The sequence below is a fragment of the Lonsdalea britannica genome (genome assembly GCF_003515985.1).
GTDB lineage: Bacteria > Pseudomonadota > Gammaproteobacteria > Enterobacterales > Enterobacteriaceae > Lonsdalea > Lonsdalea britannica.
In genome coordinates this window covers 2,061,201-2,082,753 of record NZ_CP023009.1, presented here as the reverse complement: position 1 = coordinate 2,082,753, position 21,553 = coordinate 2,061,201, and the positions used below count along the sequence as shown (strand labels likewise).

At 53.9% G+C, this 21,553-nt stretch carries 15 protein-coding genes; 4 read left to right on the top strand and 11 right to left on the bottom strand.

Features of this window, described 5'->3' with window-relative positions; translation table 11 throughout:
- Nucleotides 1-185: 185 nt before the first annotated feature.
- The 3 genes from sbcD (at nt 186) to rdgC (ending at nt 6,152) form a co-directional block, all read left to right on the top strand.
- Nucleotides 186-1,418, top strand: coding sequence for an exonuclease subunit SbcD (gene sbcD / locus CKQ53_RS09575; protein ID WP_094118541.1), 1,233 nt, complete (start codon nt 186-188; stop codon nt 1,416-1,418).
- Nucleotides 1,415-5,098 carry an AAA family ATPase gene (locus tag CKQ53_RS09570; RefSeq protein WP_094118542.1) on the top strand — a complete coding sequence of 1,228 codons (3,684 nt, stop codon included), beginning with the start codon at nt 1,415-1,417 and terminating at the stop codon, nt 5,096-5,098. Before sbcD ends, CKQ53_RS09570 begins: the two co-directional genes overlap by 4 nt.
- A gap of 142 nt (nt 5,099-5,240) precedes the next feature.
- Nucleotides 5,241-6,152 carry a recombination-associated protein RdgC gene (rdgC, locus tag CKQ53_RS09565; RefSeq protein ID WP_094118543.1) on the top strand — a complete coding sequence of 304 codons (912 nt, stop codon included), beginning with the start codon at nt 5,241-5,243 and terminating at the stop codon, nt 6,150-6,152.
- A 53-nt stretch (nt 6,153-6,205) separates the two neighbouring features.
- On the opposite strand, the gene CKQ53_RS09560 is transcribed toward rdgC, so the two are convergent.
- The 7 genes from CKQ53_RS09560 to CKQ53_RS09530 all read right to left on the bottom strand — a co-directional run bounded on the left by CKQ53_RS09560 (nt 6,206) and on the right by CKQ53_RS09530 (nt 14,008).
- Nucleotides 6,206-7,996, bottom strand: coding sequence for a methyl-accepting chemotaxis protein (locus CKQ53_RS09560; RefSeq protein ID WP_118894939.1), 1,791 nt, complete (start codon nt 7,994-7,996; stop codon nt 6,206-6,208).
- Between the two features lie 611 nt (nt 7,997-8,607).
- On the bottom strand, nt 8,608-8,892 hold the full coding sequence (gene ppnP / locus CKQ53_RS09555; RefSeq protein ID WP_094118544.1) for a pyrimidine/purine nucleoside phosphorylase: 285 nt from the start codon (nt 8,890-8,892) through the stop codon (nt 8,608-8,610).
- Between the two features lie 85 nt (nt 8,893-8,977).
- Nucleotides 8,978-9,499, bottom strand: coding sequence for a shikimate kinase AroL (aroL, locus tag CKQ53_RS09550; RefSeq protein ID WP_085652743.1), 522 nt, complete (start codon nt 9,497-9,499; stop codon nt 8,978-8,980).
- Nucleotides 9,500-9,818: 319 nt separating this feature from the next.
- A complete protein-coding gene (locus tag CKQ53_RS09545) occupies nt 9,819-11,477 on the bottom strand; it encodes a multidrug ABC transporter permease/ATP-binding protein (protein WP_094118545.1) in 1,659 nt (552 codons plus the stop codon).
- A 127-nt stretch (nt 11,478-11,604) separates the two neighbouring features.
- Nucleotides 11,605-12,714, bottom strand: coding sequence for a 5-methyltetrahydropteroyltriglutamate--homocysteine S-methyltransferase (locus tag CKQ53_RS09540; RefSeq protein WP_118894937.1), 1,110 nt, complete (start codon nt 12,712-12,714; stop codon nt 11,605-11,607).
- A 323-nt stretch (nt 12,715-13,037) separates the two neighbouring features.
- Entirely contained in the window at nt 13,038-13,448 is a 411-nt protein-coding gene (locus CKQ53_RS09535) for a hypothetical protein (protein WP_118894935.1), read from the bottom strand.
- A gap of 2 nt (nt 13,449-13,450) precedes the next feature.
- The gene (locus CKQ53_RS09530) at nt 13,451-14,008 is read right to left on the bottom strand and encodes a hypothetical protein (RefSeq protein ID WP_139824055.1); all 558 of its coding nucleotides are present in this window, start codon (nt 14,006-14,008) and stop codon (nt 13,451-13,453) included.
- Between the two features lie 772 nt (nt 14,009-14,780).
- On the opposite strand from CKQ53_RS09530, the gene CKQ53_RS09520 reads away from it, so the two are divergent.
- A complete protein-coding gene (locus CKQ53_RS09520) occupies nt 14,781-15,509 on the top strand; it encodes a GGDEF domain-containing protein (protein ID WP_094118547.1) in 729 nt (242 codons plus the stop codon).
- A gap of 345 nt (nt 15,510-15,854) precedes the next feature.
- Here the strand turns inward: CKQ53_RS09520 and CKQ53_RS09515 are convergent, their stop codons facing one another.
- The 4 genes from CKQ53_RS09515 to CKQ53_RS09500 all read right to left on the bottom strand — a co-directional run bounded on the left by CKQ53_RS09515 (nt 15,855) and on the right by CKQ53_RS09500 (nt 21,189).
- Nucleotides 15,855-16,196, bottom strand: coding sequence for a zinc ribbon domain-containing protein YjdM (locus tag CKQ53_RS09515; RefSeq protein WP_026738787.1), 342 nt, complete (start codon nt 16,194-16,196; stop codon nt 15,855-15,857).
- 273 nt (nt 16,197-16,469) lie between these two features.
- Entirely contained in the window at nt 16,470-17,120 is a 651-nt protein-coding gene (locus tag CKQ53_RS09510) for a DUF421 domain-containing protein (RefSeq protein ID WP_094118549.1), read from the bottom strand.
- A gap of 290 nt (nt 17,121-17,410) precedes the next feature.
- Nucleotides 17,411-18,517, bottom strand: coding sequence for a glycerol dehydrogenase (locus CKQ53_RS09505; protein WP_085652749.1), 1,107 nt, complete (start codon nt 18,515-18,517; stop codon nt 17,411-17,413).
- A gap of 1,013 nt (nt 18,518-19,530) precedes the next feature.
- The gene (locus tag CKQ53_RS09500; protein WP_085652750.1) at nt 19,531-21,189 is read right to left on the bottom strand and encodes a methyl-accepting chemotaxis protein; all 1,659 of its coding nucleotides are present in this window, start codon (nt 21,187-21,189) and stop codon (nt 19,531-19,533) included.
- Between the last annotated feature and the right edge of the window lie 364 nt (nt 21,190-21,553).

Genomic DNA, 21,553 nt, shown 5'->3' with positions numbered 1-21,553 from the left:
ATTGGCGTGCGGTGGGGATTATGCGTCAGTTTTATGACAGATTTATGATAACGCGCTTCCCCTGACATCCCCGATTAACTGACCGCATCGGGGCGGATATTCCCTGAGACAGCCCTAAACTGTCTGTCTATAATCGCCGATAATCGTAACACTCAGCCAACCCCGACGCCTCAACAGGACGCCCCATGCAAATTATCCATACCTCCGACTGGCATCTTGGACAGTACTTCTACACCAAGAGCCGGGCCGCGGAACATCAGGCGTTTCTGCGCTGGCTGATTGAGCAGGTGGAGCAGCATCACGTCGATGCCGTCGTCGTGGCCGGCGACATTTTCGATAACGGCACGCCACCGAGCTACGCCCGGGAAATGTATAACCGCTTCGTCGTCGAGCTGCATGAGACCGGCTGTCAGCTGGTTATTCTGGGCGGCAATCATGATTCCGTCGCTACGCTTAACGAGTCGCGACTGCTGCTCTCTTGCCTGAACACCCAAGTCATCGCGAGCTGCGAAGGCGATATTGAAGAGCAGGTCATCGTCCTGAATACCCGCGAGGGCGAGCCCGGCGCTCTGCTGTGCGCGATCCCGTTCCTGCGGCCGCGCGACGTGCTTACCAGCCAGGCCGGGCAGTCGGGCGCAGACAAACAGCTGGCGTTGCAGGAAGCGATTGCCGACCACTATCAGCGCAGCTATCAACTTGCCGTGCGCCGCCGCGAAGCAATGGGCCTTACGCTGCCGATTATCGCCACCGGACACTTAACCACCGTGGGCGTTACCACCACCGATTCCGTGCGGGATATCTATATTGGGACGTTAGATGCCTTTCCCGCTCAGTCGTTTCCGCCGGCGGACTACATTGCACTCGGCCACATCCACCGCCCTCAGCGCATCGCTCAGACGGAACATATTCGCTACAGCGGTTCGCCCATCCCGCTGAGCTTTGACGAGCTGAATCACGAAAAATCGGTGTATCTGGTACATTTCGAACAGGACAAACTGGAAGATGTCACTCCCCTGACGATCCCCACGACTCAGCCAATGCAGTTGGTCAAAGGCAGTCTGCCCGAGATCGAGCGCCGGCTGGCCGGTTTTCGTGAATACGACGGTGAGAAACCGGTTTGGCTGGATATTGAAATCGCCACGCAGGACTACCTGAGCGATATCCAGCAGCATATTCAAAATCTGACGGACGACTTGAATGTAGAAGTGGTACTGTTACGCCGCGCGCGCGAACAACATCTGCAAATGCTGGTCCAGCAAGAGAAAGAGACGCTGGACGAGCTGCTGCCCGGCGAAGTTTTCGAGAGGCGGTTGGCGCTGGAACCGGATTTGGAGGAGCCTCAGCAGCAGCGTTTGCGTACGCTGTTCACTCAGGTGCTGCAAGAAGTGGAAGACGATAGCCAGGAGGCAAAAGCATGAAGATTTTGAGTCTACGGCTGAAAAACCTCAACTCGTTGCAGGGCGAATGGAAAATCGATTTCACCCGCGAGCCATTTATCAGCAATGGTCTGTTCGCCATTACCGGTCCCACCGGCGCGGGCAAGACCACGCTGCTGGACGCCATTTGCCTGGCGCTCTACCACCAGACCCCGCGCCTGAAAGTCACCCCCAGCAACAACGAACTGATGACTCGCCACACCGCGGAATGCCTTGCCGAAGTCGAGTTTGAGGTGAAAGGCACCGCCTATCGCGCATTCTGGAGCCAGCGCCGCGCGCGCAATGCGCCGGACGGCAATCTACAGGCGCCAAAAGTCGAGCTGGCGTACTGCGCGGACGGCAAAATCATCACCGACAAAGTCAACGACAAGCTGTCGACCATCGCGCAGATTACCGGTCTGGATTTTGACCGTTTCACCAAGTCCATGATGCTGTCTCAGGGACAGTTCGCCGCCTTCCTCAATGCCGACGCCAATGCGCGCGCCGAATTGCTGGAAGAGTTGACCGGAACGGACATCTACGGGCGGATCTCAGAGCGCGTTTTCGAGCAGCATAAAGCGGCGCAAAGCGCGCTCGAACAGCTACAGGCGCAGGCTGGCGGCATTGAATGCCTGAGCAGCGAACGGCGTGCGGAACTTGAACAGCAGCTCAGCGAGCTACAGCAGCAGGAGCGGGACAACGCACGTCATCGCGATGACATCACCGCCCATCAGCGCTGGTTTGAAACGCTGCAAGAACATCAGCGGGCGCTCGCATCAAGCCAGGAGAAACAACGATCGCTGCAATTAGACAGAGTCCAGGCAAAGCCCCAACTGGAGCGTCTGGACGCTAGCATTCCTGCAGAAAAGCTGCGCCCGATCTACAGCGAACGCCAACGTTATGTGCAGGAAAAGACGCATCTGGCGAATCTTCTCGCCAAACTCGATCTGCAAATGACGCAACAGCAGAGCACGCTGGCGCAACTGCAAACGCAGAAAGAAAACGCCGCTACGCGTCAGCAACAGCACGTCGAAGAACGCCAGCGTCAAGAAACGCTGATCGGCGAGCAGGTCCTGCCGCTGGACCAGCGTATCGCCACGCTGCGGGAACAACGCGACCAGCAGCAGAAGTCTCAGGACCAGCAGAAGCAGCTGCAAAAAGATCTGATCGAAAACCAGTCCAAACTGCGTCAGGAGCGCGAGCACGTTCAGACGCGGCTGGCCCAGATCGCCGAATTCAGACAGCAATACAGCGTTTATCAGTATTGGGGCAGCCACATTCCGTTATGGGAAGCTCAGTTTCCCCAGTTGCAAGCGCTGCGACAGGAGCTGAAATCCCAGCACACCAAGACCGCCGAGCAGCAGGTCCGCGCCGATTATTTCCAGCAGCAGCGCGCGACGCTGACAGAAAAAGAACAGGCGCAGCGGACGACGACGGAAGGCGCCCGGCAAAATTACGAACAGCTGCAACAACGTATTCAGGAGCGTGAAGCCTCTCTGTCGACGGACGCCCTGCGTCAGCAGTTAAGCGATCTGGCGGCTCAACGTCAGGACCGTCAGCAGTTCGCCACCCGTGCGACCGTCCTGCAACGTCTGCTGAGCCAGCATACGCTTCTGGAGTCACAGCTTCTGGACGATCACCACCGCATCCAGCAGTTGGAGCGGGAACAGGAGCAGCAGCGTCGTGAGCATCAACAACGCGTCGGCCACCTCGACGATCTCGATAAACGGCACGAACTGGAGCAGCGCATCGCCAATCTGGAAAGCGAGCGTAAACAGCTGCAGCCCGGCAAAGAGTGCCCTCTCTGCGGCTCCACGCACCACCCGGCCATCGAGCGCTACCAATCGCTGCGTCCGTCCGAAACCCAATTGCGGCTGCATACGCTGCGTCAGGAGGTCGACGCGCTGCAGGCGAAGGTGGTGCAGACCACCACCCAGTTGCACCTGTTACAGCAGCAACGACAGCAGCAGCATCTGCGGCTGAATCAGGTGAACGATGAAATCGCCGTCCTGCGTCGGGAGTGCCAAAATGTCAGTGAGCGCTTGCATATCGATTTTGACCTGAATCAGCCGGAAGCGCTGACTCGCTGGCAGGAACAGTGCGACGAGCAGGAGAAAGCGTTGCAGTCTCAGCTTGCCGAGCGCGAACACATTCGACGACAGATTCAGGATAGTAAGGATTTACTGACCTCCGCGCAGCAGTCGCTGCAGCAAACTGAACAGCAGCTGGCGCTGAATGCGCAGCAGCAAGAAACGTTGACCCAGTCCCGTGAGGAATTACAGCAGGCACAGGAAAAAACCGAGAAAGAGCGGGTGCGTCTGCACGACGCGCTGAGCCATAAACTGGCCGAGTTCCATCTCGTCGCGCCCGCCGATGCCCAGCAAGAAGAGTGGCTGAACCTCCGTCGGCGCGAATGGCAGCGCTGGCAGGAGAACGAACACGAACAGCACGTCTGTGAACCCAAGCTCTCTGCGCTGAGCGCCGACACCGAACATACGCAGCAGCGTCTGAAAGAAACGGAGGCATCACTCGCTGCCTTGCAGCAGCAACTGAAAGCGACGCTGCAATCGCTGGAAACGGCGCAGCAGACGCGCTGGAATCTATTGGGCAATCAGAGCGTCAAAGATGTTCAGGCGCAACTGCGTCAACAGGCGCAGGATGACGAACGCGACCTCCGACTGGCGCAAGAGAAATGGCAGTCGGCTCAGTCGCAGCTCAGTCGGATGTCCGGCGAGAAACAGTCGCTGGAACAGCAGTTGCAGCGCACCGAAAATACGCTGACGGAAGCGGCCAGCCGCTTTACCGACGCGTTGCAGGCCAGCCCGTTCAATGATGAAAACGACTTCGTGCGCGCGCTGTTGAGCGAGGAGGCGCGCGAGCAGCTCACGGCGCTGAAAGAACGATTCAATCAACGTCAGCAGCAGGCCGATGCGCTCCACGCGCAGGCGGAAGAAAAACTGACCCAGCATCAGGCGGCCAGACCGGCATCGCTACCGGAAGACCTGGTCTATGCCGACGTGCTGCAAATGCTCGTCGAGATCGGCAACCTGCTGAAAAACGGCGCGCAGCAACAGGGCGAGATCCGTCAACAGCTGCAAAGCGACCAGCAGTTGCAGGACAAACAGCGCACCTTGCTGGAAGAGGTTGCGCGGCGCAGACAGCAGTGCGAAGACTGGGCGCAGCTGAATCAGCTGATCGGATCTCAAAAAGGGGACAAATTCAGACGATTTGCACAGGGGCTGACGCTGGATCATCTGGTGTATTTGGCCAACCGCCAGCTGTCGCGCTTGCACGGACGCTACCTGCTTCAGCGTAAAGCCTCCGATACGCTGGAACTGCAGGTGGTCGACACCTGGCAGGCGGACGCCACGCGAGATACCCGCACGCTCTCCGGCGGCGAAAGTTTCCTGGTCAGCCTGTCGCTGGCGCTGGCGCTTTCCGATCTGGTGAGCAACAAGACCCGCATCGACTCGCTGTTCCTCGACGAAGGCTTCGGGTCGCTGGATGGAGACACGCTGGACTCCGCGCTGGACGTGCTCGACAACCTCAACGCGACGGGGAAATCCATCGGCGTCATCAGCCATGTCGAAGCAATGAAAGAACGTATTCAGGTGCAAATCCGCGTGAAAAAACGCAATGGGCTGGGAATCAGTCAGTTGGACAGTCAGTACGCGGTCAAATAATCCCTGCATCACTCCCACACCCACCCGGCGGGCGACGACAACCTCGTTTTTATCTTAACGTCGCCCGCCTCAGTCGTTATCATGCGCGCTGACATTAATCCTGCGCGCGTCTTCTTTTTGCGCATCAGCCTGGAATAACAGAATGCTGTGGTTTAAAAATTTAATGATTTATCGCCTCAGCCGCGACGTCCGTTTGTCCGCGGATGAGATGGAAAAGCAGCTGGCCTCATTCTCCTTCACGCCGTGCGGCAGTCAGGATATGACCAAAAGCGGTTGGGTGACGCCGATGGGTTCCCACAGCGATGCCTTGACGCATGAAGTTAACGGCCAAATTCTGATCTGCGCCCGCAAAGAGGAAAAGATCCTGCCGTCGCCGGTCATCAAGCAAGCGCTGGAAGCCAAAATCGATAAGCTGGAAAACGAACAGCATCGCAAACTGAAAAAAACTGAGAAAGACGCCCTCAAGGATGAAGTGCTGCACAGCTTACTGCCGCGCGCATTCAGCCGCTTCAGCCAGGTTTGGCTGTGGATTGATACGGTCAACGGCCTGATTATGGTCGATGCCGCCAGCGCCAAAAAAGCGGAAGATACGCTGGCGCTGCTGCGCAAAACGCTCGGTTCTCTGCCCGTGGTGCCGTTGACGATGGAAAGCCCTATCGAGCTGACGATGACCGAATGGGTCCGCTCCGGCACAACGCCGCAGGGCTTTGCGTTGCAGGACGAAGCCGAGTTGAAGGCTATTCTGGAAGACGGCGGCGTGATTCGCTGTAAGAAGCAAGACTTGGTCAGCGACGAAATTGCCGCGCATATCGAAGCGCAAAAGCTGGTGACCAAGCTGGCTTTGGATTGGCAGGAACGCGTTCAGTTGATGCTGTGCGACGATGGGTCGCTGAAACGCCTGAAATTCTCCGACGAGCTGCGGGAACAGAATGACGATATCGACCGTGAAGATTTCGCGCAGAAATTCGATGCGGATTTCATTCTGATGACCGCTGAACTGGCGGCGCTCATCGCTAACCTGATCGAAGCGCTGGGCGGAGAAGCTCCGCGTTAATGCCCTCCGCTTCTTCGTCAACACTCCCCCGCCGAAAGGCGGGGGAATGACGATTACAGTTTGAAGTGTCCGACCGCCGAATTCAGCTCCTCGGTTTGCGATTGCAGCGAAGCAAACGCGGCGGCAGATTCCTGAACCAACGCCGCATTCTGCTGCACCATCGAGTCCAGCTGCGCCATCGCCTTGTTGATCTCCTGAATCCCGCGCATCTGCTCTTCCGATGCATGGGTGATCTCTGACATTACCGTGGTCACCGTCGACACGCCGCCAACGATTTCATTCATGGTGCTGCTGGCCTGGCGCACCTGTTTCGAACCTGCGCCTACGCTGCGTACCGTCGATTCGATCAGCTCCTTGATCTCTTTTGCCGCCTGGGCGCTACGCTGAGCAAGCGCTCGCACCTCTCCTGCAACAACCGCAAATCCTCGCCCCTGCTCACCGGCTCGCGCGGCCTCGACCGCGGCGTTGAGCGCCAGAATGTTGGTCTGGAACGCAATGCCGTCGATCACGCCGATGATGTCGCCGATTTTACCGGAGGCCACCACGATATCATCCATGGTCACAATCACGTCCGAGACCACTTTGCCGCCGCTGCGGGCGTCTTTCGCCAGTATCAGTGAGCGCTCATTCACATGCTGCGCCGATCCCGCCGACTGAGTGACCGTCGCCGAAATCTGTTCCAGCGCCGACGCCGTTTGCTGCAGGCTCGCCGCAGACGCCTCGGTTCGAGAGGACAAGTCGTTATTGCCCGCAGAGATTTCGTTGGCCGCCATCTGTAGCGAGGCGCTCACGTCGCGAATTTGCAGCATAATCATGCTGAGTTTGTCGACGAACGTGTTGAACGAGCGGGCGATTTGCGCCACTTCGTCATGACCGTCATCCGGCAAGCGACGGGTCAGGTCATTCGTCCCATTGCTGATGTCGTCCATAGCATCACGCACCTGCAACAGACGTCTCAGAGACGAATTCACCATCAGGCCCACGATCAACGATCCCAGCAGCGCAATGACCACCAGCGTAATCACCGATGTCAGGAGCAGCGAGTGCATCCCCGCCGTGGCCTGCGCCTTATCCAACGCCACCAGCACATACCAGTCCGTCCCCGCGACAGGCTTAGCCAACACCAGCTTGCTGACGCCGGAGAGGGTGACCTCGACAGGGGTTTTGGCGGACAACACGCGATCCAAGGCAATATCCGGCGCGATATCCTTCAGCGGCTTCATCGTCAGCTCGGGGTTGGGGTGAGCGATGATGGTGCCGTCGGCCTGAATGAGCAGACCGTAACTCTCGGTCGTAGGATGAATGGCGTTGACGTTGGCAATGACGTTCTTCATCGCCATATCGCTGCCTACCACGCCTTTGAGGGTGCCGTTATCAACCACTGGCGCCACAAACGAGACCACGATGGTATTCGTGACCATGTCCACGTAGGGAGCGGTCACCAGCGGTTTTCCTGCCTTGACCGCCTGCTGATACCACGGCCTCACCGTCGGGTTATAGTCTGCAGGGATACCGCCTGTCTCGACGAACTTCGCCGTTCCGTTGGCGTAGCCCATGTACACGTTGATGAAGTCGCCCGAATGGGTAATCTGTCGGAAAATCGGCACGGGATCGTCGCTACCCGCGGCGACGTCGTACAACGAAGCCATCATCTGTTTTTTAGATTCCACCCAGTCGCCGATAGCCAAACTATGGCTTTCCGTGACGGCGGACAGCATATTATTAATAGATTTGTCGTTATATTTCCCTGCTACCTGGTAATTCAGGAAGGTATTAATCATCAGAGAAAATACGATAATTGCGGTACATACAGCCAAAATACGAGCGCGTGTAGTCTTGAGCATAATAGTCAACCATTCGTAATAAGGATTTGAATATCCAATATAATTTCCTCAATCAAATGCAGAGGCTTTCTTTTCTTTATAGACTCGGCCAGCGTTTTGCGTCCCCCTCCTGTTTAGCACCCTTCTCTCCCGCGCCGCTGCGGGGCCTCTCAGCAAAATACAACGGGAGGCAATTTATTCACAGCGTTATGTCCTTTTTTTAATATAAGAAAATAGCATCAGAAATCAGGAATGGCGTAGCTGCGCGATCCATCAATAAAAATAGAACACCTTGTGCCATAGGCAATTTTTATATTTCAAATAAGCACATAAAGTTTTTATTTATCCTGCCGATAATGCGCCGCTTAAAAATAGACAATCACAGATTTATATATGATGCATAAATAAATTTACGACGTCCGTTAATGAATTTAATTATACGAAGAATAACGCATCAGCGCGTGAATAGACGGAATGTCATTCCCTCAATAACAACGTGTAGAGAAAAAGAAATACCTCCTGGCGGCAGGAGAAGAGAAGCAACAACAGGGGAAATACCGTACGGCCTGATACCTCAACCGCGGGACAGCGAGCACCTTTTCTGACGGTGCCCGCCTTTCAGACGATGTAAATTAGAGATATTTGCACAGATAAGCCGTAGGTTCGGCAACCTGCAGATTAAACTCGCTCTTCCCCGGGACGGAGAACGTTTCTCCTGCGGAGAACAGCTGCCACTCCACCGTCCCCGGCAGAAGCACGTTCAACGCGCCGCTGATGACCGTCATTTCTTCGGCCTGACCTGTCCCGAAGGTGTACTCGCCTTCCGCCATAACCCCTACGCTCGCGCGGCTATCGGCGCTGTTATCAAAGCCGATCGATTTTACTTTTCCTGAGAAATACTCGTTCACCTGCAGCATACAAACATCCTCTTATCGAACAGTCATCATGTTATAAAAAATCATAGGGAAAAAGACCGTACCGGCTGTCGCCCGCGATGCGGATTCAAGCCGCCGCCAGTCTGAGCGCCTGCAATACGTCCGCCACGATGGACTCGGGCGTCTGTGTCGCATCAATGACGTGGTGCGCGACAGACTGATAGAACGCCTCGCGTTCAGCCAGTACCGCCGCCATTTCCGCCGCAATCGGGCGTCCCGTGAGCGTGGGCCGTTGCTCGGCCTGAGGATCGGCAACCAACCGTTGGGCCAGTAACCCTGCCGGCGCATGCAGGTAGATGACTCTTCCCTGCTCTTGCATAAAGCGGCGATTTTCGTCCAGCAGGACGATGCCGCCGCCGGTGGCAATGACGCTCTCAGGCTGCGTTACCGCCTGAAGCGCCGCGCTCTCGCGACGACGAAAACCGGGCCAGCCTTCCTGTGCGACAACATCAGCCACCGTCAGCTGGCTGGTTTCCTGCATGAAAATATCGGTATCAACGAACTGATAGCCGAGCGCGCGCGCCAGTTCCCCGCCCACGGTAGTCTTGCCACACCCTCTGGCGCCAACCATAAAAATCGGTCGTGTCATGTAACGACGAGTCCTTAATTAATCATAGAACCTATCCCACAAGGCGTTATTGCCGCCGCCCATTTGGACGCCACCAGCGCAGTGAAACCGGCGCGCACACGAGAGTGCGAAAAGGTTTCAAGCACGGCCAGGCCCGAATGACCGCTGACATCGCCCGCAGAGAATAGGCTCTGAGTCGACGGCCATCACATCAGCCGTCTTCGGTCATACCAAGAGTTGAATCATACAAGCAAAGCGAGGGAATAAGAATATCGAACCGCCGCAACGCGGCGATGACACGGGCGTCAACGCAAGAAAGTGGCGAGGGGAAAGCGGCTTGTCAGCCCGCCTCGCCCTCTTCGGGACGGTTGATCCTCGCGACGGCATCGCGGCTGGCGTCGGCGCGAGCTTGCCCGGTCAGCTCAACCAGTAGACCGGCGCGCATCTCCAGTAAACGATCCGCCTGACCAAAGTAATAATCGTCATGGCTGATCGCGATGACCGTTTTGCCTTCGGCCATCAGGTACGGTAACAGCACCTGATAAAACACGCGTCGGAACTGGGGATCCTGATCGGCGGCCCATTCATCCAACAGCAGGATTTCTCGCTGCTCCGCCAGCGCCAGTAGCAACGCGACCCGCTTACGCTGCCCCTGAGACAACGACAGATTTTCGATTTGGGTCCCGTTCAGCTTCAGTTTGTGCTGCATATTGAGACGCTCTACCCAGCGTTCGATCAGCCTCGCGGGCGGCGCTTCGCCTTGCGGTCCCATCAGGCGGTCAAACAGGTGACAATCGGTAAAGACGGCGGAGAACAGCGCCTGATAATTCGGCAGCGATACCCGATTGCCATCCAATAGAATCTGTCCACTGACCGGCGTGTAAAGCCCGGTCAGCAGCATCGCCAGCGTGGACTTGCCGCTGCCGTTGCCGCCGATGATAAACACCTGCTCGCCACGTTGAATACGCACGTTGATCGGACCAATATCAAAGCCGGATTGCCCATAGCGGAAGCAGACGTCGCGTAGTTCGATACATTGCCAGTGCGACGGGGCCGCGAACGCCGGAAACCCTTCTTGATAAGGATTTAGCTTGAGTCGACGCAGTTTATCAAACGCCACCTGTGCGCTGAGCAGCGTCGGCAACGCGCCGACCGCCTGCAACAGCGGCGTGCGCAGGAATAGCAGCGTCAGCGAATAGGTCGCGGCCACCGTGTTGTCCGCCCAGCCCAGACCATTCGCCATAAAAAACGCCGCGCCAATCGTGCCCAGCATCATAATATTCGACCAGTTGATGGCGCTGAGATGATAGGAGTCAGCCCGCACAATATGGTGCTGATATTCGTTGGCATGCTGCTGATAATCCTCTTCGTACAGCCGCTGAGCGCGGTCCCGATTCAGTCCCAGCTCCTTGCACCCCGAAATGACCCGCTCATAGTCTTCATGCAGGCTATCCTCCATTTCCCTCACGCGGTTGAAATGGCGGTAAACGCGCGAGACCAGCCAATATCCGCCCCAAATCGTGATCGTCACCCACAGCGTAGTGAACAACATCATCCGCGGTGACAGCCACGCCAGATAACCGGCTGCGCCGACGGTCAGGACGACGCCTTGCACCAGCTCCGGCAGTCGAACAAAAGCAATAGTGATACTGCGGATATCGTTAGAGAGGCTGGCGAGCAACTGAGCATGGCCAATGCGGGTAATGCGTTCCACGCCCGTATCCAGAATACGTTTGATGAGCTGTCCGCGCATGCGGCTCACAAAGTGGTGCCCTAACAGCGTCAACGCCAGCTGGGCCCCCAACGTGACCAACATCAGAAACAGAAGTAAGCCCAGAAACTGCGGCAGCACCCAGAGGTCTGAATGCGTGGTGGCAATGAGCCGCTGATTGATGAACGCGATCAGGCCGATTCCCAGCGCCGCGCTGGCCAGACTCAGCAGAATGACGGCGAAAAAAGGCCAGCGATATTGCCGGTAAACAAGGTGAATCAGCTCCATGGGATCCCGCATGATGAGAAGTTGGATGCAGCCAGTGTAGTTAGCGGCAAAACGATATCAATCAGTTATTAAAGGCGGCTGCGATTAGCACCGCCTTTTTCACCAACCGGCTCACGGATCCTGGGACTTAATCCGGGATCAGCCAGGCGGCTTTTGCGATGTCGACGACGTGCCTGAGCTTGGCCCACTGCTCCGTTTCGCTCAACACGTCATCCCCATTTTGTGAAGCGAAACCGCAGGTCGGACTCAGCGCCAGCCTGCGCAGCGGCATATACAGGGATGCCGTGTTGATAGCCATCATGACCAGCGACGGGTCTTCCAACTCGGCCTGCCGACTGTTTACAATCCCAAGCACGACCCTCTGATGGGTAACGTGACGAAGCAACTCCAGTTCCGCCGGGCGGTGGTCGTCATATTCCACCATCAGGCAATCCACCTGCGCGTGCGCCATCGCATAAGCAATGGCATTGAGGCCATCGCCATAGCGCCACTGACCGGAAAACTCGCCCCGGCACAGATGCAGACTAATAGACATGTCTTCCGGTTTGTCCACTAACGCCTGATTCAGCGTACGAATGCACAGATCCAGCAGATACTGCGGGTCGTTCCCCATCCCCTGCTCATGCGCAATGACGGCGTGGTCGGAGAGATAAGCCCACATCATGTCGTCCAGCTGCAAATAGCGGCAGCCCGCCTCATAAAATGCCCGTATCGCCTGTCGATAGGCGTGGGACAACGCGCTAGCGTAGGCCTCAATCGACGGATAACAGCCGTTATCACGCAGAGAGGGATGCAGCAGCATGGTCGGGCTCGGTAGCGTCTGCTTGGCCAGCAGTTCGGATTCGCCACCAATGGCCTGATGCAGAAAGCGAAAATGCGCCAGGAACGGGTGAGAGGCTTCAAATTCAATCTCTCCCACGATCTCAATGCCGATCTCGCCCTTCTTTCGCCCGCCGGACGGTTCGGGGAGTCGTTGGATTCCCGAAAGATGTTCGAAGAAATCGGTCTGCCAGCAAGCGCGCCTCAGTTCACCGTCAGTCAGAACACGCAACCCGCAGGCTTTCTGCTGATCTATCGCATGCTGTATTTCTGTGTTTTCGATGTAGGTCAGTGCGTCGCGAGAAAGCCGCCCCAGCTCCCAATCCTGGCGCGCTTGCCGTAGCCGTGACGAGCGAACGAAACTGCCGATGTGTTCGGCATGGAAAGGCGGGGGCTGCTTGTGAGTGTTACGACTCATGAAAACGGATCCTTTTGATTAACTGTCGTGATTTGCGCTTCTCTGCGCTCTGTTTTTCACTTAACGCCATCACCAGGGTCACATTGTCGGCAGACATCGCCTTTTTCCGGCAAACACTGCCGCTCGACCCTCGGTCGGTGATGAAAAAACATGGCTTAACTTATTGAAGTTACTGGCAAGAGTCACTTTAAGTAATTATTTTTTTTGAAACATTTAGATCCGGTTTTTCACCGAGTCCATCACAGGAAGATTCGGTATCGAAGAGTGAAAATGGGAAAAACGTCGAATACACCGGGGGCGAATAAGGCGGTCAGGCAACTTATTCAGCGCAAGGATACCCGAATAAGCGCGTTGAAGTCGTCGGACTTCCGGGGGCAGGCGCCGTTTTTGTTCGTTTTTGTTTTTAAAAGATGAATGGCGCAGAAAGTGTGATGCGGAAGGCTGGCGATAAGGGGGTTCACCCGGGCCATAACGTAAAAATAGGCGGACCGAAAAGTGCGGTCCGCCGATAACAACAAGGTGCGTAACATGAAGATTTGTCGGTGGCTAACGACATACGAAACAGGGCACATCATCAAAACGATAAATGCAGATATTCCGGTCGCTGTTTGATACGCAGTAAAGCGAATCCGGTGCGAAAGTCCATACGTCAGAAACAACGCCTGATTAACCGGAATGGGCTTTATCCAAAAACGTGCGACACCCGCAGCAAACTCGGAAAACAACGCAAGCATTGTTATGAGTTTGTCGAGGAAACCTCAGAAGAACCTATCATCCCCCAGGCCATCTCTTCCGAGCCAGCCCCCATCATTTGCTGTATCTTTTCGTAAATTTCGGCGGCGGAGAGGCCTTTATATATTCCTTTGCTGTAAAAGCTGAACATATCGCTGTCCGCACTGCTGCTGTCTTGCCCCATTTTGACGAGTTCCTCGGTGGTGACCGGCTCGCCGGAAAAGGCGTCGTGCGCCTCCCAACTGCCGTCGGGGTAACTGATCATCGACACCAACGTGCCGCCGTACATGGGGATCCCATTCATCATTTGCAGAGAACGTTCCAGCGACTCGGACTGCACCTCTTCTCTGTCGTCCTTCGCCTGCTGGGCTTCGCGAGACTGCAATTGAGTCTCCAACTCCTCCAGCCGCTCGTCGGTCGATTGAGTTGAATCCGATGCGCTCACGGTGCCCGTGGTGAACGCCTGCGTGGCAACGTCGCTAAAGCTCGCCCCCGACTGGCTATTGTTCAACGGAAAGCCGCTTGTGCTATCCGCGGTGGATGAGCCGCTCTTATTCGCCACGCTAATTGATGTCACGAGGGGATAATAGGGCTTTATATTTTGACTGTGTGTCTCAATACCAGATATAGCCACGATACGTCTCCTTGTTATATTTCAATTAATGCCGTCATACCGTAAAAATTACGAGTTATCGTAATAACAAACACCAATACATTGAAATAGCGTTCAAATGCCGTCATCCCGACAGCGATTATTGGAAATGCAAATAGGCTCCTGGTGGCGAATATCAAACACTAGAGAAAACAGGCTCAGCGATTGCCCTGTAATGAAAGGCGTTCATCGATCGGGGACGGCTGAGGTCAAAGTCAAAAAAGTCTGTTCCCTAAAATATATCGGCTAATGTATTTTTTGGTTAAGACTAAAAAAGAATAAAAATAGGGAATTCATGGCACTTGCCACTATTTCACCCTTGCGCGATATCCCCGTTGAAAACGAATGTCATGATTCCGTCACGCACCATTGTTATTTTTTACAAACGACTACCCGCATAAAGATAATACGCTATGGGCTCGTTCGCCATTTCGACTCGCCACTTTTTTTGTCTTGATGTCCCCTGCGCACTGAGCACCTCCCGGCAAGCGATGTCCGCCACCCTCGCCGACTGGTGTCTGGTCTGGGAGCCGAGCGATTGCTCAGGCAGCGGCACGACACATCCCTGTGGCGCTTCACGGGTATCACCATCCGGATGACGACATTGCGAAAATGTTTGGACAGGATCTCAACATGGACTTTCCGACGTTGGACTTTCAGCGTCATCACCTGGAGTAACGTCATGAGCCACTATGAACTGTTTACGCCGGAGTACGACATTCTGCTCTCAGCGCGGACGATAGCGGATCAGCAAGCGCTACCGCCGGAGGTCTATCGGGAGAGTCTCCAGATACTGACCGAGCACTACCAGCGACTGGTCAGGGAGACTCACCGACTCATCAGCCGCAGCGATCGCGCCGAACGGGAGCTGACTCAGCTCAACAACCAGCTTCATTCGCTGGCAGTTGAGCTGGAATACAGAGCCACCCACGATCCGTTGACCGATGTCTTCAACCGCAGCGCCATCATCGATTTAATCGAACACACGCTGGAACAAGCGCCAGCCGGGCTGATTGTGCTGGATATCGACCACTTCAAACGCGTCAACGACACCTACGGCCATCCGGCGGGCGACGCGGTCATCTGTGCGTTGATCGCCCGGATACGCCATGTGCTGCGCGGGCAAGGCAGCATCGGCCGTGTGGGCGGTGAAGAGTTCACGATACTGTTGGAGGATTACTCGCTGGCGCAAACGCTGGATATCGCCCGGCAGATTCATCTGAGCCTGAATCAGCGGCCGCTGGAGCCTCTCCCAACTGATGTCGTCACCGCCAGCTTCGGCATCAGCTGGGCGCCGCCGCTGACGCATTTCGATACCTTGTATGGCTCGGCGGATACCGCGCTGTACCACGCCAAGCATCAGGGGAAAAATCGCGTGGAGCATCTCCCGCTGGGTGTGACGTCCTCGTGAGCAGCGTTAATGAAGTGACGCTGATAGCGTCATCGAGCAGGAAGACGGTGAAGCCTGAAGGTCGACGACCGTTGGCTTATGGGCATCCATGAATAACGCCTCGTCATCGCTGGCATGGCGTCGCGAAATAAACGATTTATGATGGAATAGCGAAATAAAAGCGCAGCGCCATGCCTTTTCCATTTTCGAGAAGCGAATAGGAACGAAATGAAACATCACGTTCATTGAATAAAAAATGGAAGGCTGAAGTCATAATAAAATGACGGGAAGATGATACGTGGAATAAATAAGAAGAGACGCTTCCTGAAATCGATAACGTTATTTCAGGAAGCGAAGGCGCGGCAATTAGTTTTTCTTCACGAACTCGGATTTCAGCTTCATGGCGCCAAAACCGTCGATTTTGCAGTCGATATTATGGTCGCCTTCCACCAGGCGGATCCCTTTCACGCGCGTGCCGATTTTCAGCGGCGTAGAGCTGCCCTTCACTTTCAGATCCTTGATCACGGTGACCGTGTCGCCATCGGCCAGCAGGTTGCCATTAGCATCGCGAACGACCAGTCCTTCTTCCTGCTCCGCGGCCTCGCCCGCCATTGACCAAACATGCCCACACTCAGGACAGTTCAGCATGTCGTTGTCCTGCCAGGTGTATTCAGATTGGCATTTTGGGCAATTGGGTAGCTGTTGCATGATAAAATTCCTAAAAATAAAAAATGTATGTAAAAAACCAATGAAATCAATAGCAGTATATTCAGCTGAGCATATTTTAACGTTTTAAGGCCCCACTGAGTAGCCATCTTTACGTAAAGGTCTTTCGGACAACACGAAAACCGGGGCCGCCAACACAGGTTGATGGCCCCGGAAAAGGGGGGAAATAAGAATTAAGACAGAGCGTTAGCGGCATCAATGCCTCATTGCGCCGCTAAAAGAAACTGGCTCTATCCGCCGGATTGCGCGCAAACGCTATTTGATTACCGAACCATCCCGCAGGATAAACATCAGATTTCCGTCCCAAAACTCGGCGATAAAGATGTCGTCTTCTTGGAGTTCATGCTTGCTGAGCTGTTTTGCCAGCCAATCCTCATCTTTTTCAATTTGTTCCAACTCTCGCCGTCTGATTTCGCCGTCTTTCATGACAATCACCGACGGCATTTCGTTGTCTTCGCAGACGACCGTCAGCTGGCCGCTGGGCTCGATCTGAGCGTAGGTGATTTGTTGAAATGAACGAATCCCCTGCGAATGGAGCTGTGAGGCAACATTGAGGATATCGATTTTGTTCTTCTGTCGCAGGATGTTTTCCATCAGAAAACGGCCTTTTTTGACGATCGGCAAAGGATCGCCAATAGCGATAGAACGAAACAGATGAAAATGCTTGCTGATGAAATTCAGCAATGAAATAAGTCCTACGCCGATAAATAATACAATGATGTATTGATAGAGTGGGATGCTGTCGCTATAAATGACCCCGCCGATAATTCCCCCGAGCACGAAGTTACCGATGAAGTCCACCGGCGTCATTTGCGATAACTGTGTTTTACCTGAAACATTCAGGTGCGTGATGACAATAGTAAAACCAATAATGAACTTGATTAATACGAAGCAATAATATTCCATCTCTGCTCTATTCACAGCGTCTGCTGCGCCTCAGTTTTATGACCGAAGACAGTATAATAGAGAATGAGAACTTCGCCTGACTTCAGCCCTGTCGGGGATTAATTCATACTCAATCATGATCAACCATAGCAAGATGACGAAGTAGTTTATTAACGATGAGAAATCATACGTGAATACGTACTGTCGGTAAGAAAAGACGTTGAGCGGCTACGGCAGAACGCCGCATGAAAAGGAAAGCAGGGACATGCCAACCCGACAGGCGGGTCGGCATGAAACATCGCGGGGTAACGTTAGGCTTTCGCTTTGTAACGCTCAGCCAGGCTGTTAGCCGCAACCATCGCGTTGTAAACATCCTCTGCCGTGACTTCCATCGGCATGTTGCCCATGGTGTCGTCTTTGTGGCAGGCGATTTCCGCCACTTTACGCCATTCGGCTTCGACAAACGTTTTGAGTCCCATATCTTCCAGCGTCAACGGCAGGCCAGCCGTTTTGATGATACGAATCACTTCATCAAACTCAGCGACCGGCGCGTTTTCCAGCACCAGCTGCGTCAGCAGGCCAAATACCACTTTTTCACCGTGCTGGGCTCTGTGCAAATCGGGAACGACGGACATCCCGTTGTTCACCGCATGGGCCGCCGCCAGACCACCGGATTCTGCGCCGACGCCGCTCAGATAAATTGTCGCTTCGATCGCCTGTTCCAGCGCGGGCGTTGCGACCTTGTTTTTGATGGCATCCATGGCGGATTCAACGTTTTCACTCAGCAGCTGATAACACAGTTTTGCCAGCTCCAGCCCCGTTCTTGACGGTTTTTTCAGAACCAGGTTGATGCCGTCCGCCTGATAGCAGGCGCGCGCTTCAAAATAGGTCGCCAGTGCATCACCCACGCCTGCCGCAAAGAAACGAACCGGCGCGGAAGCAATGATAGCGGTATCCGCAATCACCGCATCCGGGTTCTGAGGCAGGAACAGGTAGCGGTCGAATTCGCCGTTTTCTTTGTAGATAACGGATAGCGCGGTGCAAGGCGCATCGGTAGACGCAATGGTCGGGAACAGGATGACAGGCAGTTTCTGATAGAAAGCCACGGCTTTAGATACGTCCAGCGTTTTACCGCCGCCGACGCCGACAATAACATTCGCTTTCTGGCTGTTGACGATGTCGCCCAGGCGATTGATTTCAACATCAGTACATTCGTAATTAAATTTCTCAGCGGTACATTTCATCCCTTTTTCCAACAGGGGCGGGACAGCATCATCTTTAACTTTCTGCAGAATGAATTCATCACAGACGATTAATGCGTTATCCCCGAAATCTTTTACGAAATCATGGAGCTGATTAAGAATACCGTTGCCGATAAAGAATTTTTTAGGAGAAGTTATAGTGCGAGGCGTTTTCATTATCTGAAGCTCCTGAATCATTAAGTTTTGCCGTGCCAGTTTGATTACCCATACGGCAACCTGGTGTCGCGATATAATAACACCGCCATTATGAAACTAAAGTAATCATTTTTATCGAGGCCATGTTGTCGCAAATCAAAAATCGGCAAGATAGGGAAAATCAGGCAATGAAGCCCTATCAACCCCACTAAAATCAATAAATTATTCCATTAAAGATGGATTTCAAAGTACGTCATACCGCACAACAAGACCGCCGACAGCTAACTAAATGTTTTTAATTAAAAAACTAATTACAAAGACAATGAAAGAACAATAAACAAACAATACCTGATGAAATTAGTCAGGATTTTAATATAAAAAACAGGCACTAATTTTTAACCAAAACATGTCCCGAAATAGCCTCTTCTCTAAATCCCCAAATAACAGAAATAACGCTTTTCCCGCGATGAGTCCTCTATAGAAATCCCCTTTTTATTCTTTAAAAAATAAGTCTCATTTCAGCCGCTATTATGCTTTTTCTCTTCCGCCGGATTGAGGGTAAATAAACCCTTGTTTTCGATTTTCTTTGCACGACAAAAGAAAAACAAACCGGTGATACCCACACCTAAAGCGGTCAATGAGTCGCCATCTTATTTCCACAACGCTGAGCGCGATCGGTGTTGTCTTGGCGGATCATCTGCGTGGTTATCAAGAGCAGCGCAGCGGTTATCACGTAAAAAGGAGAGAGTTTATTGCCATCAGGCAGACGCAGCGCTTCCCTTGGGCACGCAACAAAGCATCGCGACACCATGAAAACGACGAGAAGATCAGAGGAAGGGAGCGGACGAGGAACGTCAGGCTGGCGGGCATCGCGGTTTGCGAGTCCGCGATGCCCTATCACCAATCACTTGTCGGCAAACGGGGGAAATCCACTCGCCGACCGTACATCCATTATACGGTTCGGCCAGTTCCCCGGGTCACCGCCACAGCGTGAGAAACGTTGCGACGATGGGTGATTGGCGCGCCTGTTTTTTTTAGAATTTCTCCCAGTTATCTTCGCCCGTCTTTTTACCGCCGGTAGTTGCAGGCAGCGCTTTGACGCTGGAAGAAGACGACGTTTTCTTCGTTAGCGTCGGCCGTAACAGCGTGTTTTCATTCGTGGGAAGTTTGAAGGAAGAGACGGCATTCGTCAGGTGATGCACCTGTTCTTCCAGCGACGCGGCCGCAGCAGCGGACTCCTGAACCAATGCCGCATTTTGCTGCGTCACGCCGTCCATTTCCGTCACGGCTTGTTCTATCTGACCGATGCCGCGGCTCTGTTCGTCGGACGCCGTGGCGATTTCACCCATCAAATCGTTGATACGCGTAATGGAGGTGATAATGGCGGTCATCGCCTCTCCGGTCTTGGTGACCTGATCCGACCCCATGCGCACGCCGTTCACCGATTCGCTGATCAGCCCTTCAATCTCTTTCGCTGCCTGAGCGCTGCGCTGCGCCAGATTACGGACCTCACCAGCCACGACGGCAAATCCTCGGCCCTGCTCTCCGGCTCTGGCCGCTTCTACCGCTGCGTTCAATGCCAGTATGTTGGTCTGGAATGCAATGCCGTTGATGACGCTGGTGATATCTTCGATTTTCTTCGAACTGGAGGTGATGCCCAGCATGGTTTCCCCCACCTCTTTCGCCACCTTCTCCCCTTCCTGCGCGGCTTTGACCGCGTCCTGAGTCAGGCTCGTCGCCTGATAGACGTTCGCCGTATTCTGCTTAACGGTCGCGCCCAGTTCTTCCATGCTCGCCGCCGTTTGCGCCAACGCGGACGCCTGCTGCTCAGTACGGGAAGAGAGGTCGATGTTACCCGCGGCAATTTCCTGAGACGCGTGAGCGACGGTATAGCTCGAGTCGCGCACCTGCCCGATAATCTGCACCAGAGAGAGACGCATCTGCTCCATCGAGCGCATCAGGTCGCCAATCTCACCTTTCAAATGCGCATTGACCGTGGTTTCCAGATGACCATTGGCAATCTGGCTGCAGTGATCCTTGGCGATACCCAGCTGATCCAGCACAAAGCGTTTCAGCAGGATCATCATCCCGGCGATGATGGCGATAAACACCACGGCGAAGATCACAATCAGCGTCATTGAGAAGGTGAAGTTACTCTGCGCATCCTGATTCAGCGTTTTGGCATATTGCTCACGGAATTCCAGGAGTTTATCCAGCGCGATTTCGTACTGACGATCCAGCTGTCTAACAACGGCCAGCTGCGCATAAAACTTAGGTTCGTCATTTTTGGCCGCCGCATCCAGCAAAGGCTGCAATCCATCCTGACGATAGGCGAGATAAGTCGTGCGATACGCGTCGGCCAGTGGACCTTCCGACGGTTGTTTAGGTGCGTTGAGATAAGACTGAAACGCCGCATCCGCTTTCGCCATAACGGCATTCACGCCTTCCAGCATCGACTGAGAATTCTGACCGCCCCCTTTTTCCATATCCTCCATATATTCCATGATACGAACGCGCAGGGTGCGGCTGTGGTTGATGGGGTCAATGACCGACAGCACGACGCGTATTTCTTTATTCACACTATCCAGCGAATCGTTGCTGCGTATCAGCATCCAGACATTCGATATCGTACTCGCGAAAAATATAAGTAAAAGTGTACCAAGAATAATGAGAGAGAAGCGTTTGATTGACATGATGAGTCCTATAAATGAGCAAAATGACGATATTGCCGACATCATTACTATCGGCAGAAAAAGCGCGCAGTTAAGCTCAATTGGACTGTAAACATGAGTTGGAGCTGACTTTTTATCAAAAAACCAACCAAGATCAACCAAAACACAAAAAACCATTGATTAAAAAGAATAATTTAATTAAATGGATTTTGATGATTCAGTCTTAAATACTGAACGTTACGCTGAAATCATGCTGAAAGGCATGGAAAATCACTCCCATATCACCCTTTGATGACAAGGAGAAGATGAGCCATTATTTGATCAGAAATAAAACAAAAAGATTGATGCCGGGAAACCTGAAGAACCCCGCATTATCGTGAAGGTT

Bases quoted from the DNA above. Each gene is read 5' to 3' on its own strand.
- sbcD (WP_094118541.1), top strand. From the start codon at position 186: ATGCAAATTATCCATACCTCCGACTGGCATCTTGGACAGTACTTCTAC.
- CKQ53_RS09570 (WP_094118542.1), top strand. From the start codon at position 1,415: ATGAAGATTTTGAGTCTACGGCTGAAAAACCTCAACTCGTTGCAGGGC.
- rdgC (WP_094118543.1), top strand. From the start codon at position 5,241: ATGCTGTGGTTTAAAAATTTAATGATTTATCGCCTCAGCCGCGACGTC.
- CKQ53_RS09560 (WP_118894939.1), bottom strand. From the start codon at position 7,996: ATGCTCAAGACTACACGCGCTCGTATTTTGGCTGTATGTACCGCAATT.
- ppnP (WP_094118544.1), bottom strand. From the start codon at position 8,892: ATGCTGCAGGTGAACGAGTATTTCTCAGGAAAAGTAAAATCGATCGGC.
- aroL (WP_085652743.1), bottom strand. From the start codon at position 9,499: ATGACACGACCGATTTTTATGGTTGGCGCCAGAGGGTGTGGCAAGACT.
- CKQ53_RS09545 (WP_094118545.1), bottom strand. From the start codon at position 11,477: ATGGAGCTGATTCACCTTGTTTACCGGCAATATCGCTGGCCTTTTTTC.
- CKQ53_RS09540 (WP_118894937.1), bottom strand. From the start codon at position 12,714: ATGAGTCGTAACACTCACAAGCAGCCCCCGCCTTTCCATGCCGAACAC.
- CKQ53_RS09535 (WP_118894935.1), bottom strand. From the start codon at position 13,448: ATGCTTGCGTTGTTTTCCGAGTTTGCTGCGGGTGTCGCACGTTTTTGG.
- CKQ53_RS09520 (WP_094118547.1), top strand. From the start codon at position 14,781: ATGAGCCACTATGAACTGTTTACGCCGGAGTACGACATTCTGCTCTCA.
- CKQ53_RS09515 (WP_026738787.1), bottom strand. From the start codon at position 16,196: ATGCAACAGCTACCCAATTGCCCAAAATGCCAATCTGAATACACCTGG.
- CKQ53_RS09510 (WP_094118549.1), bottom strand. From the start codon at position 17,120: ATGGAATATTATTGCTTCGTATTAATCAAGTTCATTATTGGTTTTACT.
- CKQ53_RS09505 (WP_085652749.1), bottom strand. From the start codon at position 18,517: ATGAAAACGCCTCGCACTATAACTTCTCCTAAAAAATTCTTTATCGGC.
- CKQ53_RS09500 (WP_085652750.1), bottom strand. From the start codon at position 21,189: ATGTCAATCAAACGCTTCTCTCTCATTATTCTTGGTACACTTTTACTT.